At 73.1% G+C, this 16,433-nt stretch carries 13 protein-coding genes; 12 read left to right on the forward strand and 1 reads right to left on the reverse strand.

Features of this window, described 5'->3' with window-relative positions:
* Positions 1–10: 10 nt before the first annotated feature.
* Positions 11–1,723 (reverse strand): alkaline phosphatase D family protein, encoded by a 1,713-nt coding sequence (locus C1I95_RS10765; protein WP_111213652.1) that lies wholly within the window; start codon positions 1,721–1,723, stop codon positions 11–13.
* 147 nt (positions 1,724–1,870) lie between these two features.
* Between C1I95_RS10765 and ftsY the strand changes: the two genes are divergently transcribed.
* The 12 genes from ftsY to proS all read left to right on the forward strand — a co-directional run bounded on the left by ftsY (position 1,871) and on the right by proS (position 16,306).
* The gene (gene ftsY, locus C1I95_RS10770; protein WP_111213653.1) at positions 1,871–3,061 is read left to right on the forward strand and encodes a signal recognition particle-docking protein FtsY; all 1,191 of its coding nucleotides are present in this window, start codon (positions 1,871–1,873) and stop codon (positions 3,059–3,061) included.
* A gap of 6 nt (positions 3,062–3,067) precedes the next feature.
* Positions 3,068–3,931, forward strand: coding sequence for a phosphotransferase (locus C1I95_RS10775; RefSeq protein WP_199523688.1), 864 nt, complete (start codon positions 3,068–3,070; stop codon positions 3,929–3,931).
* Between the two features lie 170 nt (positions 3,932–4,101).
* Positions 4,102–5,475, forward strand: coding sequence for an ammonium transporter (locus C1I95_RS10780; RefSeq protein ID WP_111213654.1), 1,374 nt, complete (start codon positions 4,102–4,104; stop codon positions 5,473–5,475).
* Between the two features lie 25 nt (positions 5,476–5,500).
* A complete protein-coding gene (locus tag C1I95_RS10785) occupies positions 5,501–5,839 on the forward strand; it encodes a P-II family nitrogen regulator (RefSeq protein ID WP_176092961.1) in 339 nt (112 codons plus the stop codon).
* A gap of 11 nt (positions 5,840–5,850) precedes the next feature.
* Positions 5,851–8,229 carry a [protein-PII] uridylyltransferase gene (locus C1I95_RS10790; RefSeq protein WP_111213656.1) on the forward strand — a complete coding sequence of 793 codons (2,379 nt, stop codon included), beginning with the start codon at positions 5,851–5,853 and terminating at the stop codon, positions 8,227–8,229.
* Between the two features lie 132 nt (positions 8,230–8,361).
* A complete protein-coding gene (locus C1I95_RS10795; protein ID WP_111213657.1) occupies positions 8,362–9,267 on the forward strand; it encodes an ABC transporter ATP-binding protein in 906 nt (301 codons plus the stop codon).
* Positions 9,257–10,078, forward strand: coding sequence for an ABC transporter permease (locus tag C1I95_RS10800; protein WP_111213658.1), 822 nt, complete (start codon positions 9,257–9,259; stop codon positions 10,076–10,078). The genes C1I95_RS10795 and C1I95_RS10800 overlap by 11 nt, the downstream gene beginning before the upstream one ends.
* Positions 10,079–10,172: 94 nt before the next feature.
* The gene (locus C1I95_RS10805) at positions 10,173–11,324 is read left to right on the forward strand and encodes a sensor histidine kinase (RefSeq protein WP_233513502.1); all 1,152 of its coding nucleotides are present in this window, start codon (positions 10,173–10,175) and stop codon (positions 11,322–11,324) included.
* Positions 11,321–11,977 (forward strand): response regulator transcription factor, encoded by a 657-nt coding sequence (locus C1I95_RS10810; RefSeq protein WP_111213659.1) that lies wholly within the window; start codon positions 11,321–11,323, stop codon positions 11,975–11,977. The genes C1I95_RS10805 and C1I95_RS10810 overlap by 4 nt, the downstream gene beginning before the upstream one ends.
* Before the next feature lie 179 nt (positions 11,978–12,156).
* Positions 12,157–13,704 carry a signal recognition particle protein gene (gene ffh / locus C1I95_RS10815; protein ID WP_111213660.1) on the forward strand — a complete coding sequence of 516 codons (1,548 nt, stop codon included), beginning with the start codon at positions 12,157–12,159 and terminating at the stop codon, positions 13,702–13,704.
* A gap of 61 nt (positions 13,705–13,765) precedes the next feature.
* Complete coding sequence (locus tag C1I95_RS10820) at positions 13,766–14,845, forward strand: amidohydrolase family protein (protein WP_111213661.1); 1,080 nt, start codon at positions 13,766–13,768, stop codon at positions 14,843–14,845.
* 54 nt (positions 14,846–14,899) lie between these two features.
* Positions 14,900–16,306: a proline--tRNA ligase gene (gene proS / locus C1I95_RS10825; protein WP_111213662.1), complete on the forward strand. Its 1,407-nt coding sequence runs from the start codon at positions 14,900–14,902 to the stop codon at positions 16,304–16,306.
* Positions 16,307–16,433 lie beyond the last annotated feature (127 nt).

A 16,433-nucleotide genomic window follows, 5' to 3' on the forward strand; every position in this document is an offset into this window, starting at 1 on the left:
GGCAGCGTACTCAGCCGGCGGCGGTGAGCCGCTGCCGTGCCACCTCGCGGAGTTGACCGTCGCCGGTGGTGCCCTCGATCATCACGTCGGCCACCCGACCGGCGTGGGTCAGCGTGGCCACCGCGTTGCCGAAGTACGGCCCGGCCAACTTGCGCCACTTCACCGAGGACCGGCGCACCCCGGCGGTACGGGCCAGCGCCCGGGTCGCCCCGGCCGGCCCGCGCGCCCAGCTGAGCCGCATCAGCGGGCGTATCCCGGCCGGCACCTGGTTGTGGATCGGCGAGCAGGTGAGCTGGTGCACCGGGGTGCGTACCGTCGGGTCGGCGAACCGGACCCGGGCCACGTACGAGTGGTGCACGTCGCCGGAGAGCACGCTGATCGACGCCGGCGCCGGGTACGCCGGGCCGGCGCCCTTGCGGTCGTCGGGCATGCCGGGGGCGCCGCTGCCGATCCGGGCGAACAGTGCGCCGAGGGCGTCGAACGAGCGGCGGAACGCGCCCCAGTGCTCCAGGTCGAGCGCCCGGCGCAGCCGCTCGCCCAGCCCGGCGACCCACGGCCGTCGGGAGTCGGCCAGCTTCTCGTTCCACGCCTCGATGTGGTGGATGCCGGGTGGCAGCAGCCAGGGCAGGGAGGAGCCGACCACCAGGTGGTCGTAGCTGCCGTGGGCCCGGTCCACGAACCACGACCACTCGGCGGCCGGCAGCATGGCCCGCCGGCCCGGCACCAGCACCCGGCTGCACCGGCTGTCCAGCATCACCAGGCGGGTCCGGCCCAGATCGAGCGCGTAGCTGAACTGGTACTGCACTCCGTTCCAGCGCTGGGTGTCGTGGGCCAGGTCGGCCTCGGTGTCGACCCGCTGGCCGAACTCGCGCAGCACCCCGGTGGCGTCCTCGGCCGTGCTCACCTTCGCGAAGACCGGGTCGGCGGCGATCTCGTCCGGCGAGAGGTTCCCCAGGTGCTGGTACACCCAGTAGGAGGCCAGCCCGCTGGCGATCCGCTCGGCCCACCAGGGCTGCTCGTGCATCTCGGCCCGCCACGACGCCGACGTGTTCCAGTCGTCGATGATCTCGTGGTCGTCGAAGATCATCACGCTCGGCACGGTGGAGAACAGCCAGCGGATCTCCGGGTCGCTCCACGACTCCAGGTAGAGCTTGGTGTACTCGTCGAAGCTGACCACCTGGTCGCTCGGCGCGCCTCGGGGCCGCCGCCGGCGCCGGCGCAGCAGGCGTTTCATGGTGGGCGAGGTCTCGTCGGCGTAGACCTGGTCGCCGAGCAGCACCAGCAGGTCGGGCAGGGCCGCCGGCCCGGGGTCGGCCAGCACCCGCCGGGTGTACGCGTCCAGCGCGTCCGGGGGGAGCTTGCGGGTGGTCGCCTGGTGGGTGGCCTCCCGGCAGGAACCGAAGAGCAACCGGACCGGCTGGTCCCGGTCGTCGGCGGCGCGGGTCCGGATCACGCTCGGCGGGAAGCGGCTGTCCGCCAGTGGCCAGGCCACCACGTCGTCGACCAGCACCTGGTAGGTGGTGGCGCTGTCCGGGGTGAGCCCGTCCACCACCACGAGCGCGTAGTGGTGGTCGTACGCGGAGAAGGTGGGTGCCGTACCGGTGGCACCGCCGGCCGTGCGGACGGTGACCACCGCGGGCGCGGTGGTCTCGACCCACACGGTGGCCCGCGTCCCGACGACCCGCCGCAGCAGGGGACCGATGAGCAGTTGGGCGGCGGGCATGGCGAAACCTCCGAGCCGAGGGAACTCCCTCTCTACTACCCAGCCGGCGGTCGAAGCACTGCTGGCTGGCCGAGCCTATCGCCGGCCGCCGGTGCCGGAGGGCGCGGTGGATGAGACGCCGTCGCGGGCATCTGACAGGATTTCGGCATGATGGACTACCTCCTCGTCGCACTCGCCCTGCTCGGCGTGCTGATCCTCGCCGGGATCGGGTTGGTCGTGCCGCGGCTACGCCGGCGGCCGGAGCCGCCGCTGCCGCGTACGGAGGTCGACACCCGGACGGAGGAGGGCCTCGCCGGACCGCCGGTGCAGGCGCCGGAGTCCGACCTGTCCACCGGCGTGCTGGTCGAGCCGCCGCCGGTGATCGAGGCACCGGCCCCGGCCGTCGAGGTGCCCGAGCCCACCGCCGGCCGGCTGGTGCGGCTGCGGTCCCGGCTGTCGCGCTCGCAGAACGCCTTCGGCAAGGGGCTGCTCGGCCTGCTCAGCCGCGACCGGCTCGACGAGGACGTCTGGGAGGAGATCGAGGACAGCCTGATCACCGCCGACGTGGGGGTCGACGCCACCCGCGAGATCGTCGACCGGCTGCGGGAGCGGACCCGGGTGCTGGGCACCCGGACGGTCGCCGAGCTGCGCGCCCTGCTCGCCGCCGAGCTGGTCAACGCGCTCGATCCGGCGCTGGACCGGTCCCTGCACACCGCGCCGAAGGAAGGCGTGCCGGCGGTGCTGCTGGTGGTCGGCGTCAACGGCGCCGGCAAGACCACCACCTGCGGCAAGATCGCCCGGGTGCTCGTCGCCGACGGCCGTAGCGTGCTGCTCGGCGCGGCCGACACCTTCCGGGCCGCCGCCGCCGACCAGCTGGAGACCTGGGCCGGGCGGGTCGGTGCCGAGACCGTCCGCGGCCCGGAGGGCGCCGACCCGGCCAGCGTCGCCTTCGACGCGGTCCGGCGCGGCATCGACACCGGCGTGGACACCGTGCTCGTCGACACCGCCGGCCGCCTGCAGAACAAGATCGGCCTGATGGACGAGCTGGGCAAGGTCAAGCGGGTGGTGGAGAAGCACGGCCCGATCGACGAGACCCTGCTGGTGCTCGACGCCACCACCGGCCAGAACGGGCTGGAGCAGGCCCGGGTCTTCACCGAGGTGGTCAACGTCACCGGGGTGGTGCTCACCAAGCTCGACGGCACGGCCAAGGGCGGCATCGTGATCGCCGTACAGCGCAAGCTCGGCATCCCGGTGAAGCTGGTCGGCCTGGGCGAGGGCAAGGACGACCTGGCCCCGTTCGACCCCGCGCAGTTCGTCGATGCGCTGCTGGGCACCGACGCCCCCGGGCAGACCGCGTAACCTCGGGTGACCAGAGACGATCGCGCGTACGCGGGCTGGCGCGACCCGAGCCACCCGTCGCAGCGCCTCGGGAGACCGTACGTGACTTCGCAGGAGATCCCCCTGCACGGCGGGAACGTGAGCACCGTGGTCCGGGTGGGCGACACGGTCCGGCGCAACGCCGGGCCCTGGACGCCGTCGGTGCACGCCCTGCTGCGTCACCTGGAGTACGTCGGGTTCACCGGCGCGCCCCGGGCCCTCGGCATGGACGAGCGCAACCGGGAGGTGCTGTCGTACCTCGAGGGGGAGTGCGGGGAGTACCCACTTGCCCCGCACTGGGTCACCGACGAGGCACTGGTCACCGTCGCCACCATGCTGCGGATGTTCCACGACGCCCAGTACGGCTTCGTCCCGCCGCCGAGCGCGGTGTGGCGCTCGTTCGGCCCACCGCCGCCGGACACCGAGGTCATCTGCCACCACGACGCCGCACCGCACAACGTGATCTGGCGGCCGGACGGCACCCTCGGGCTGATCGACTTCGATCTCGCCTCACCCGGCGCGCGGATCTACGACGTGGCGTACGCGGCCTGGACCTGGGTGCCGATCTTCTCCGACCGGGATTCGATCACCCTCGGCTGGACACATCCGGACCGGCCGCGCCGGCTGCGGCTGTTCGCCGATGCGTACGGGCTGATCCCGCGCGACCGGCATCGGCTGATCCGGACCATCCGCAAGCGGATCGTCGACCACGTCGAGGGCATCCGGCGGATGGCCGCGGCGGGAGAGCCGGCCTTTGTCCGGATCGTGCACAAGGGCCACCTGCGCCGGCCCATGCGGGATCTGCGGCTGCTGGACTACGAGCGGCAGGCCCTCGAGTACGCGCTGCGGTGATCGCTCGGCGGATCGACCTGCACCAAATGGCCGATCCGCCCCCCGCCATCTCGCCGAGGTGTGCGACTTTCTTCACACGTCCGAAACAACGCGTCACGGTTCGGAAACCAGCCGGGGACCCTGGGTGAAACAGCCGGCTATCAGGCTTCCGCGCAACCGGCGTACGGGCGATGCTGCGCGATGCCGGGAGGGAGGAAAACGACCCGAGAGGAGGCAGCGTGCCGGAGCTAGATTCTGGTGCCACCGCCTGGATTTTGACTTCAGCCGCGCTGGTGTTGCTCATGACGCCCGGCCTGGCGCTGTTCTACGGTGGCATGACGCGATCCAAGTCCGTGCTCAACATGATGATGATGAGCTTCGGGGCGATCGGTCTGGTCAGCCTGTTGTGGGTTTTCTACGGCTACAGCATCGCCTTCAGCGGGGACCTCGGCGGGATCACCGGTGATCTCTCCGCCGCCGGCCTACGCGGCATGCTGGAGAGCGGCACCGAGGGTGGCATTCCCGACCTGCTGTTCGCCGGCTTCCAGTTGATGTTCGCCGTGATCACCGTCGCCCTGATCAGCGGCGCGATCGCCGACCGGGCCAAGTTCGGCCCGTGGCTGCTCTTCGCCGGCCTGTGGGCCACCCTGGTCTACTTCCCGGTGGCGCACTGGGTCTGGGGCGGCGGCTGGATCGGCGAGCTGGGCGTGCTCGACTTCGCCGGTGGCACCGCGGTGCACATCAACGCTGGTGCCGCGGCGCTCGCCCTGGCGCTCGTCCTCGGCAAGCGGGTCGGCTGGCCGAAGGACAAGTTCAAGCCGCACAACCTGCCCATGGTGCTGCTCGGTGCCGGCCTGCTGTGGTTCGGCTGGTTCGGCTTCAACGCCGGCTCGGCCGGCGCGGCCGACGGCGCCGCCGCCGTTTCGCTGATCAACACCCAGGTGGCCACCGCCGCCGCCGTGCTCGGCTGGATCGTGGTCGAGTGGATCCGCGACGGCAAGCCGACCACCCTCGGCGCGGCCTCCGGCGCCATCGCCGGCCTGGTCGGTATCACCCCGGCCTGTGCGTTCCTGGAGCCGCTGGGCGCGATCGCCCTCGGCGTGATCGCCGGTGCGGTCTGCGCGCTCGCGGTGGGTCTGAAGTACCGCTTCAAGTACGACGACTCGCTCGACGTGGTGGCCGTGCACATGGTCGGTGGCATCATCGGCTCGCTGCTCATCGGCTTCCTGGCCATCGAGGTGCTCGCCGGTGAGGGCAACGACGGTCTCCTCTACGGTGGTGGTATCGCGCTGCTGGGCAAGCAGGCCGTCGGTGTGATCGCCGTGCTGATCTACTCGTTCGTGGTCGCGTACCTCATCGGCTTCGTGATCGAGAAGACGATCGGCTTCCGGGCCAGCGCCGACGCGGAGGTCGAGGGCATCGACAACGCCGAGCACGCGGAGAGCGCGTACGAGTTCAGCTCCACCGGTGGCGGTGGGGGTGCGTTCGCCGCCGCGGGCATCGCCCCTTCGGCCGCGCCAAAGACCGAGCCCACCGGACCGGTGAGCGAAAAGGTCGCCGGCTAACGTTCCTGAGATGGAGGGGTTGGACATGAAGCTGGTGACCGCGGTCATCAAGCCGCACCAGTTGGACGCCGTCAAGGAAGCCCTGCACACGCTGGGCGTAGCCGGGCTGACCGTGAGCGAGGTCCAGGGCTACGGGCGACAGAAGGGTCACACCGAGGTCTACCGGGGTGCCGAGTACACCGTCGAGTTCCTGCCCAAGATCCGGGTCGAGGTGCTCACCGACGAGATCGACGTCGACAAGATCGTCGACGCCGTCGTCGGCGCCGCCCGAACGGGCAAGATCGGTGACGGCAAGGTCTGGGTGACCGGCGTCGAGGAGGTCGTCCGGGTCCGCACCGGCGAGCGCGGCCTGGACGCCCTGTAGGAACAGCATCGATGACCTCGTTGACCTCCAGGCCAGCCTCGGAACCTGTCCGCGGTGCGGATCTCCTGGTCAACGAGGTCGTCGGCGTACCGGCCGGGATCGGCGCGACGGCGCGTCGAGCCCGGGCGGACGCGTACGACGCCTGGCTGGCCCGGCTCATGCCGGCCCGGCCGGGCGTCGCGCTGCTCGCGGTCGGCGGGCTCGGCCGGCGGCAGTGCGCCCCCTACGGCGACCTCGACCTGGTGCTGGTGCACGCCGGGGTGCCCGGGGTCGACGAGCTGGCCGCTGCGCTGTGGTACCCGATCTGGGACGCCGGGCTGCGGCTGGACCACTCGGTGCGGACCGTCGCCGAGGCGCTGTCGGTCGCCCAGGACGACGTCAAGGTGGCCCTCGGGCTGCTCGACGCCCGGCTCGTCGCCGGCGACCCCGAACTGGCCGACACGCTGCTCCGCAGCGCCACCGACCACTGGCGGCGCACCGCCGTACGTCAACTGGCCCCGCTGCGGGAGACCACGGCCGCCCGCTGGCAGGCCCACGGCGAGCTGGCCTTCCTGCTGGAAGGCGACCTCAAGGAGGCGGCCGGCGGCCTGCGTGACGTCGGCCTGCTGCGGGCCATCGCCACCGCCGGTATCACCGACGCGCTGCGTCCGGCGGTCCGCGCCGCGCACCTGCGGCTGCTGGACACCCGCGACGCGCTGCACCAGCAGATCGGCCGGCGGGTGGACCGGCTGCTGGCCCAGGAACGCGACGGGGTGGCCGCCCTGCTCGGGCTACGGCAACTCCAGCCCGGCGCGCCCGACGGCACGCCGCTCGTACCCCCCGACGCGCCCGACGCCGCGCCGCGCGCCGAGGAGGGCGACGGCGACGCCCTGCTGCGCCGGGTGGCCGGCGACGCCCGCACCGTCAGCCACGCCCTGGACGACGCCTTCCGCGCCGCCGACCGGCTGCGCTCCGGCCGCCGCCGGGGCTCCGACGGCCGGCCAGTGCGCCGGCCGGTCGCCCGGGACGTGGTCGAGCACGACGGCGAGCTGGTGCTGGCCCGTACCGCCATCGGGGCCCGCCCCGATCCGAGCCTCTCGCTGCGGGTCGCCGCTGCCGCGGCCGCCACCGGGCTGCCGATCGCCCGGGCCACCTGCGAGTGGCTGGCCGCCTACTGCCCGCCGCTGCCGGCCCCCTGGCCGACGGAGGCCCGGGCCGCCCTCACCACCCTGCTGGGCGCCGGCCCGGGTCTGATCCCGGCCTGGGAGACCTGCGACCGGTACGGGCTGATCGACGGCTGGCTGCCGGAATGGACCCGGCTGCGCAGCCTGCCCCAGCACAACCCGGTGCACCGGTTCACCCTCGACCGGCACCTGGTGCAGACCGCCTCCGAGGCCAGCCGGCACACCCGCGACGTGGACCGGCCCGACCTGCTGCTGCTCGGCGCGTTCCTGCACGACATCGGCAAGGGTCTCCCGGGCGCAGGTGCCGCCGGGGGGTCGGAGGCCGACCACTCGACCGTCGGCGCGCCGATCGCCGAGGCGATCGCCACCCGGATCGGTCTGCCCGCGCCGGAGGCGGCGCTGATCGGCAAGCTGGTCCGGCTGCACCTGCTGCTGCCCGAGGTGGCCACCCGCCGGGATCTCGCCGATCCGGTCACCATCGCCCGGGTCGCCGAGGCGGTCGGTGACGCGGCCACCCTCGACCTGCTGCACGCGCTGGTCCGCGCCGACGCCGCCGCCACCGGGCCGGCCGCCTGGTCGGACTGGAAGGGGCGGTTGATCGCCGAGCTGGTCGGCCGGGTCCGGACCACGCTCGACACCGGTGCCGTCCCGGAGCCGCCGGCACCGGACCCGGCGCTGGTGGCGGGACCGCTGCCGGTCGTACACCTGACCGGGGACCGGGTAGCGGTGGCCGCAGCGGACCGGCGGGGACTGCTCGCGACGGTGGCCGGCTGCCTGGCCCTGCACCGGCTGGAGGTACTCGCCGCCGACGCGTCGACGGTGGACGGCCGGGCCCTGGTCGAGTGCCGGGTGCAGCCGCGTTACGGGCTGCCACCGGATCCGGTGGCGCTCAGCGCCGACCTGCGCCGCGCGGTCGGCGGCGACGTGTCGGTGACCCAGCGGCTGCGTGGCCGGGCCCTGGCCGCACGGGGGGCCGGGGCCGAGCCGCGGGTGGTCTGGCACCGGGACGCCGCCACCGACGCGGTGCTGCTGGAGCTGCGCGCCGCCGACGCCGCCGGCCTGTTGTACCGGGTCACCAGCGCGCTGGACGCCGCCGGTGCCCAGGTCCGGGCGGCCCGGATCGCCACCCTCGGCGGCGACGTGGTGGACGCGTTCTACCTCGTCGGCTCGTGGCCCTCCGACACCGAGCGCGACCGACTGGAGGCGGCCGTCCTCGCCGCGGTGTAAGGAAGGGCCCCTTGTTAACGCCTCCGGTAGTAAAAGGTCCCCTTATTAACACCGGCGTACGCAGCGGAGCGTAGGCGCGATGCCGCTCGGCGGACGACGTGCCCGGGCCCTCACAGCGGCACGCTCGGGGGCATGAAACCGCCAGTGCAGATCGAAGGACTCAGCAAGCGGTACGGCGGCCTGACCGCCGTGCAGGACCTCGACCTGACCGTCCGGGCCGGCGAGGTGTACGGCTTCCTCGGCCCCAACGGTGCCGGCAAGACCACCACGCTGCGGATGCTGCTCGGACTGATCCGCCCGACGAGCGGGCAGGTACGCGTGTTCGGCGCGCGCCCCGGCGAACCGGGCCACCTGCGCAGTGTCGGGGCGTTGATCGAGGGCCCGGCGTTCTATCCCTACCTGTCCGGCCGGGACAACCTGCGGCTGCTCGCGCGGTACGCGGGAACCGGAGCGCACCGGGTGCCGGTCGTGCTCGACCTGGTCGACCTGACCGACCGGGCGGGCGACCGGTACGCGGCCTACTCGCTGGGGATGAAGCAGCGGCTGGGCGTGGCGGCGGCGCTGCTCAAGGACCCCAGGTTGCTGATCCTCGACGAGCCGACCAACGGCCTGGACCCGGCCGGCATGGCTGACATGCGCGCGTTGATCCGGCGGCTCGGCGCGGGCGGCTGCACGGTGCTGCTCTCCAGTCACCTGCTCGGCGAGGTGCAGCAGATCTGCGACCGGGTCGGCGTCATCTCGAAGGGTCGACTGGTCGCCGAGAGTTCGGTGGCCGAACTGCGCGGCACCGCGGCGCTGCGGGTGGTGGCCGAACCGGTGGACCGGGCCGCGAGCGTGGCCCGCGCGCTGTTCGGCGACGACCGGGTACGGGTGGTGGACGGCGCCCTTGAGCTGGCTGTCCCGCCGGAGCGGGCGTCCGCCGTCAACGCCGCCCTGGTCGACGCCGGTGTCGCGGTCAGCGAGCTGCGGCTGCGCGAACGTGACCTGGAGGACGTGTTTCTGGAGCTGACCTCGGGAGGGCTGACCCATGTGGCGTAGCTGGCAGGCAGAGATGATCAAGCTGGCCAAGCGGCCGGCGGCGTGGCTGCTGCTCGTTCTCGCGCAGCTGCTCGCCCTGCTGTTCACCTACCTCTTCCCGTACGCCAGCTATGCCGGCGGCACCGAGGGGCCGAACAGCGACCGGACCCTGCCGATGCTGTTGCCCGATCAGCTGGTCGGGAACTCGCTCGGCGGGCTGCCGGTCTTCCTCGGGGCGATCGTGTTGATCCTCGGCGTGCTCGCCGTCGGCGGCGAGTACGGCTGGGGCACCTGGAAGACCCTGTTGACCCAGGGGCCGACCCGGCTGGCCGCGTACGGCGGCAAATTGTTGGCACTGGCCGTGGCCACCCTCGTGATCGTCGCCTCGCTGTTCGCCACCGGCGCGGCCACCAGCGTGGTGATCGCGAGCGTCGAGTCCCAGCCGGTCGCCTGGCCGTCACTGGTGGACCTGGCCACCGGGCTCGGTGCCGGCTGGCTGATCGCCACCATGTGGGCGGCGCTCGGTGCGCTGCTCGCCATCGCGCTGCGCGGGGTGGCCCTGCCCATCGGGCTCGGCCTGGTGTGGCTGCTGGCCGTCCAGAACCTGCTCGCCGTCATCGCCGCGCCGCTGCTGGACTGGGTGGCCGAGGCGCAGAAGGGCCTGCCCGGTCCCAACGCCGGCTCGCTGGCGGCGGCGCTCGGCGCCACCGGCGACACGCCCGGGGTCGCGGCGGTGGTCGGCGGCGGCCAGGCCGCGCTGGTGATCGCCGGCTATCTGGTGGCATTTGTCGCTGCGGGCGGGCTGTTGCTGCACCGACGTGACATTCTCTGACGACATGAAGGCGCGGCGGCCGGCACCAGCCGGCGAACCCGGGCCCATGGCGGGTGGCCGCCCCGGGCGTCCGGCCCTTGACGCCCAGCCGTGGGTGGTACGCCTGAGGGGCCCACTGTTCGACCTCGGACTGGCCCTCCTCATAGGGCTGTTCGGGCTGTTCGGCACCGCCCCGGCGGGCGCAGATCAGCCGGGCGTCGTCCCGCCCGACGGCCGCGCCTACACCCTCGTGGTGGTGGCGGCGCTCGCGCTGGCCGGCCGCCGCCGCTGGCCGTTGGCCACGCTGGCGGTCTCCGCCGGGGCCACCTCGGCGTTTCTGGTGCTCGGCCACGCGTACGGGCCGATCCTCTTCTCCCTCTTCATCTCCGTCTACACCGTGGCGGCGTACCGGCCGGTCCGGTCGGCGGCAATCGCGGCCGGAGCGGCTCTGGTGGCCGTGCTGGTCCATGACTTCGTCTCGGCTGGAACGACACCGGGCCTGGCCGGCGTGGTACCCGGCGCGGCCTGGGTCGTCGTGCCGTTCGCGGTCGGGGTGACCGTCCGGGTCAACCGGGAGGCCACGGCGCGCAACCGCGCCGAGCAGTCCCGCAAGCTGGCCGACGAGGAACGGCTGCGGATCGCGCAGGAGGTGCACGACGTGGTGGGGCACGGGCTGGCCGCCATCTACATGCAGGCCGAGATCGCCCTCCACCTGCTGCCCAAGCGACCCGAACAGGCCGAGACGGCGTTGACCGCGATCAGCCGGACCAGCCGCGAGGCGCTCGACGAGCTGCGGGTCACGCTCGCGGTGGTCCGCCGCGGCGACGACCGGGCCCCCACGCCGGGCCTCGGGCAGTTGGATCAACTGCGCGACCGGCTGGCCGGGGCGGGGCTGCCGGTGACCGTCGAGGTGACCGGCGAGCCTCGGGACCTGCCCACCGCGGTGGACCTGGCCGGCTACCGGGTGGCGCAGGAATCGTTGACCAACGTGCTGCGGCACGCCGGATCGGCCACCGCGACGGTCCGGATCGGCTACACCCCGACGGAGGTGACGGTGGAGGTGACCGACACCGGTCCCCGACCAGGTGCCGCCGGTGCCCGGCCCGGCCCGGTCTCGCGCCCCGGCGGGGCGCCGGCAACGGACGGGCACGGCCTGGCCGGCATGCGGGAGCGGGTCGCCGCGCTCGGCGGTGAGTTCGCGGCCGGGCCGCGCCCCGAGGGCGGCTTCCGGGTGTACGCCCGCCTGCCGGTGGAGCCGCTGTCATGATCCGCGTACTGATCGCCGACGACCAGGATCTGATCCGGGTCGGGCTGCGTGCCCTGGTGGAGAGCGAGGACGACCTCGCGGTGGCCGGCGAGGCGGCCGACGGGGTGGCCGTCGTCGAACTGGCCCGGCGGGTACGCCCCGACGTGGTGCTGATGGACGTCCGGATGCCGGGCGTCGACGGGATCGAGGCGACCCGGCGGATCGTCGCCGACCCGGAGCTGGCCGGCACCCGGGTCGTCGTGCTGACCACGTTCGAGCTGGACGAGTACGTGTTCGACGCGCTGCGGCACGGGGCCAGCGGCTTCCTCACCAAGGACACCCGGCCGGCCGAGCTGCTGCGGGCGATCCGGCTGGTCGCCGAGGGGGAGGCGCTGCTCTCGCCGTCGGTGACCCGGCGGGTGGTCCGGGAGTTCGCCACCCGGCCGGCCCGGGTGCCCCGCCCGCATCCCCGTCTCGGCACCCTCACCGATCGGGAACGGGAGGTGGTGGGGCTGGTCGGCGAGGGGCTGAGCAACGGCGAGATCGCCGAACGGCTGGTGCTGAGCCCGGCCACCGCGCGTACCCACGTCAGCCGGGCCATGGTGAAGCTGGGGGCCCGGGACCGGGCGCAACTGGTGGTCTTCGCGTACCAGTCGGGGCTGGTCGGGTCGTGACCGGCCGGGCGCGGCGGGCCCGCCGCCGTCGGGTGCCGGCGCGGGTCCGGCCCGCCCCTGCCGGCGAGGGCATGGCGGGGCCGGGTCGGGCGCGCGGCGGCGGGCTACGCTAGCGGTGGGCTGGACGACACCTGCCCGTCCGCACTGTGCCCGCCGAAGACGACAAACGGGATGTTCGCGTGTTTGACACCTTGAGTGACCGCCTCTCCGGGATCTTCACCAAGCTCCGTGGCAAGGGGCGCCTCACCGACGCCGACATCGACGCGACCGCGCGCGAGATCCGCCTCGCGCTGCTGGAGGCCGACGTCGCCCTGCCGGTCGTCAAGGGCTTCATCGCGAACGTCAAGGAGCGGTCCCGCGGGGCGGAGGTCTCCCAGGCGCTCAACCCGGCCCAGCAGATCATCAAGATCGTCAATGAGGAGCTGGTCGCCGTCCTCGGCGGCGAGGGGCGCCGGCTCCAGTTCGCCAAGCAGCCGCCGACCGTGATCATGCTCGCCGGCCTCCAGGGCTCCGGCAAGACCACCCTCGCCGGCAAGCTGGCCCGCTGGCTCAAGGCCCAGGGGCACCAGCCGCTGCTGGTCGCCGCCGACCTCCAGCGCCCCAACGCCGTCGGGCAGTTGCAGGTGCTCGGTGGCCGCGCCGGCGTCGAGGTGTACGCCCCGGAGCCGGGCAACGGCGTCGGTGACCCGGTGCAGGTGGCGAAGGCGTCGATCGAGCACGCCCGGCGGGCCGCCCGTGACGTCGTCATCGTCGACACCGCCGGCCGGCTCGGCATCGACGCGGAGATGATGCAGCAGGCCGCCGACATCCGCGACGCGGTCGACCCGGACGAGGTCATCTTCGTCATCGACGCGATGGTCGGCCAGGACGCGGTGCGTACCGCCGAGGCGTTCCGCGACGGGGTGGGCATCACCGGCGTGGTGCTCTCCAAGCTCGACGGCGACGCCCGGGGTGGTGCCGCGCTGTCGGTCCGTGAGGTGACCGGGCAGCCGATCCTGTTCGCCTCCACCGGCGAGAAGCTGGAGGACTTCGACGTCTTCCACCCCGACCGGATGGCCAGCCGGATCCTCGGCATGGGCGACGTTCTCACTCTGATCGAGCAGGCCGAGGCGGCCTTCGACACCGATCAGAAGGAGAAGATGACCGCCAAGCTGATGGGCGGCGAGCAGTTCACCCTGGAAGACTTCCTCGACCAGCTCATCGCGGTGCGCCGGATGGGGCCGATCGCCAACGTGCTGGCCATGATGCCGGGCATGGGGCAGGTCAAGGACCAGCTCGCCGAGCTGGACGACAAGCACTTCGACCGGATCACCGCGATCATCCGGTCGATGACCCCGGCCGAGCGCACCAACCCGAAGATCATCAACGGTTCACGGCGGGCGCGGATCGCCAACGGTTCGGGCGTCACCGTGATGGACGTCAACCAGCTGCTGAACCGCTTCACCGACGCGCAGAAGATGATGAAGCAGATGGGCGGCATGATGGGCCTGCCCGGCGGCCGGCGCAAGGCGACCAAGTCGCCGAAGAACAAGCGCAAGGGCACCAAGGGCGGCGGTCGGCCGCGTACCGGCGCCGGAATGCCGGGCGGCTTCCCGGGTGGCATGCCGCAGCTGCCGCCGGGCATGAGCCCGGACGACCTGGCCGCCGGTCAGGGGCTCCCGCCGGGCTTCAAGCTGCCGAAGATCGACTTCAACAAGCTCGGCAAGGGCGGCCAGCCGCCCCGCTGAGCGTGCCGTCCGGGCGGGGCTTCTCGGGCGCTACGGGGAGTGATCCGGTAGGACTGTGCGCATGGCTCTGCATGTGCGCGGTGTACTTCTGCCGGACGACGAGGTCCGGGATCTGTGGCTGGTCGGCGACCGGGTGACCTTCGACCGGGTGCCCGGGGCGGAGACGGTCGCCGACGGCGGCTTCGTCCTGCCGGGTCTGGTCGACGCGCACTGCCACATCGGCATCGCCCGGGGTGGCGCCCCGGTCACCTCGCTGGATCAGGCGCGCGAGTTGGCGCGTACCGACCGGGACGCGGGCATCCTCGCGATCCGGGACGCCGGCTCGCCCTTCCCGTACCCGGAACTGGATGACGAGCCCGACCTGCCACGGCTGGCCCGCGCCGGCCGGCACGTCGCCCCGCCGAAGCGGTACCTGCGCGACATCGGGGTGGAGGTCGGTGCCGCCGAGGTCGCCGCGACCGTGGCGGCGCAGGCCGCCGCGGGCAACGGCTGGGTCAAGCTGGTCGGGGACTGGATCGACCGGGGCGTCGGTGACCTGGCGCCGGCCTGGGACGCGGACACCATGGCCGCGGCGGTCGAGGTCGCACACGCCGCCGGGGTACGTGCCGCCGTGCACACCTTCAGCGAGTCGGCCGTGGAGATCATGGTGCGGGCCGGGGTGGACTCGGTCGAGCACGGCACCGGGCTCAGCCTTGACCTGATCGACCTGATGGCCCGCCAGGGCACCGCGCTGGTCCCCACGATGATCAACATCCAGACCTTCGGCCACATCGCCGACCAGGCCCGGCCCAGGTTCCCCGGGTACGCCGACCACATGCTCGCCCTGCGCGACCGCTTCCCGGAGGTGGTGCGGGCCGCGTACGAGGCCGGGGTGCCGATCTTCGTGGGCACTGATGCGGGCGGCGGCATCGATCACGGGTTGGCCGCCGAGGAGATGTTGCTGCTGCACGAGCGGGCCGGCATGGCCACCGAGGACGTGCTCGCCGCCGCCTCCTGGCGGGCCCGACAGTGGCTCGGCTTCCCCGGCCTGGTCGAGGGCGGCCTCGCCGACCTCGTCGTCTACCCCGAGGACCCGCGCCGGGATCTGCGGGTGGTCCGCGCGCCGGCCCGCATAGTCCTGCGCGGACGGGTCATCCGCTGATGATGCCGCGCCCGATCGCGCTGCCCTGCCCGCCGCGACATAGGATGTGCGGTCATGGCGCGCGTGCTTACTCCCCGGGCTGAGGACTTTCCTCGCTGGTACCAGGACCTGATCGCCAAGGCGAAGCTGGCCGACAACGGGCCGGTGCGGGGAACCATGGTGATCCGACCGGCCGGCTATGCCATCTGGGAGCGGATGCAGGCCGAGATGGACGACCGGATCAAGGCGGCCGGCGCGGAGAACGCGTACTTCCCGCTGTTCATCCCGGAGAGCTACCTCAAGCGCGAGGCGGAGCACGTCGAGGGCTTCTCGCCGGAGCTGGCGGTGGTCACCCACGGTGGCGGCAAGCAGTTGGCCGAGCCGGTCGTGGTGCGCCCCACCAGCGAGACGGTGATCGGCGAGTTCATGGCCAAGTGGATCGACTCGTACCGGGACCTGCCGCTGCTGCTCAACCAGTGGGCCAACGTGGTCCGCTGGGAGCTGCGGCCCCGGATCTTCCTGCGTACCAGCGAGTTCCTCTGGCAGGAGGGGCACACCGCGCACGCGACCCGCGAGGACGCCCGCGCCTACGCCCGCAAGATCCTGCACGAGGCGTACGAGGACCTGATGGTCAACGTGCTCGGCATCCCGGTGGTGGTCGGGCTCAAGACCGCCCGGGAACGCTTCGCCGGGGCGACCGCCACCTACACCTGCGAAGGCATGATGGGTGACGGCAAGGCGCTGCAACTGGGCACCAGCCACGAACTCGGGCAGAACTTCGCCAAGGCGTTCGACATCAGCTACTCCTCGGCCGAGGGTGGCCGGGAGCACGCCTGGACGACCTCCTGGGGCACCTCCACCCGGATGCTGGGCGGCCTGATCATGTGCCACGGCGACGACAACGGACTGCGGGTGCCGCCGCGGCTGGCGCCGGTGCAGGCGTACGTCATGGTGGTCAAGGACGGCGACGGCGTCGCCGAGGCGGCGGCCAAGCTCCGCGACGCGCTGCGCGACGCCGGCGTTCGGGTCGCGCTCGACGACCGCACCGACACCCCGTTCGGCCGCCGGGCCGTCGACGCCGAGCTGCGCGGCTACCCGGTACGCGTCGAGGTCGGCCCCCGCGACCTGGCCGCCGGCAACGCGGTCGTGGTCCGGCGTACGGACGGCTCGAAGGCTCCCACGCCGGTGGCGGACGTGGTCGGCGCGGTGCTCGCCGCGCTGGAGGCCGACCAGCAGGCCCTGCACGACCACGCGCTCGCCTTCCGCCAGTCGCGCACGGTCGACGTGGCGACCCTGGCCGAGGCGATCGAGGCGGCGGCCACCGGCTGGGCCCGGGTGCCGTGGGCGGCGGTCGGCGTCGAGGGCGAGGCGAAGGCCAACGGGCAGGGCGTCACCGTCCGCTGCCTGCTGCGTGCCGACGGCTCGGTGCCCGACACCGAGGACGAACCCGACCTCACCGCCATCCTCGCCCGCGCCTACTGAGGTGCAAGGAAGGGCCCCTTCTTAACGCCTCCGGTAGAGCAGGGGCCCCTTCTTAACGCCTCGTCACGGGGCCGGCGGGCGGGTGTCGTGGCGGCGGTGGGTTCACGGGTGGCCGGTAGGGTCGGGG

This window comes from Micromonospora craterilacus (assembly GCF_003236315.1).
Lineage (GTDB): Bacteria > Actinomycetota > Actinomycetes > Mycobacteriales > Micromonosporaceae > Micromonospora > Micromonospora craterilacus.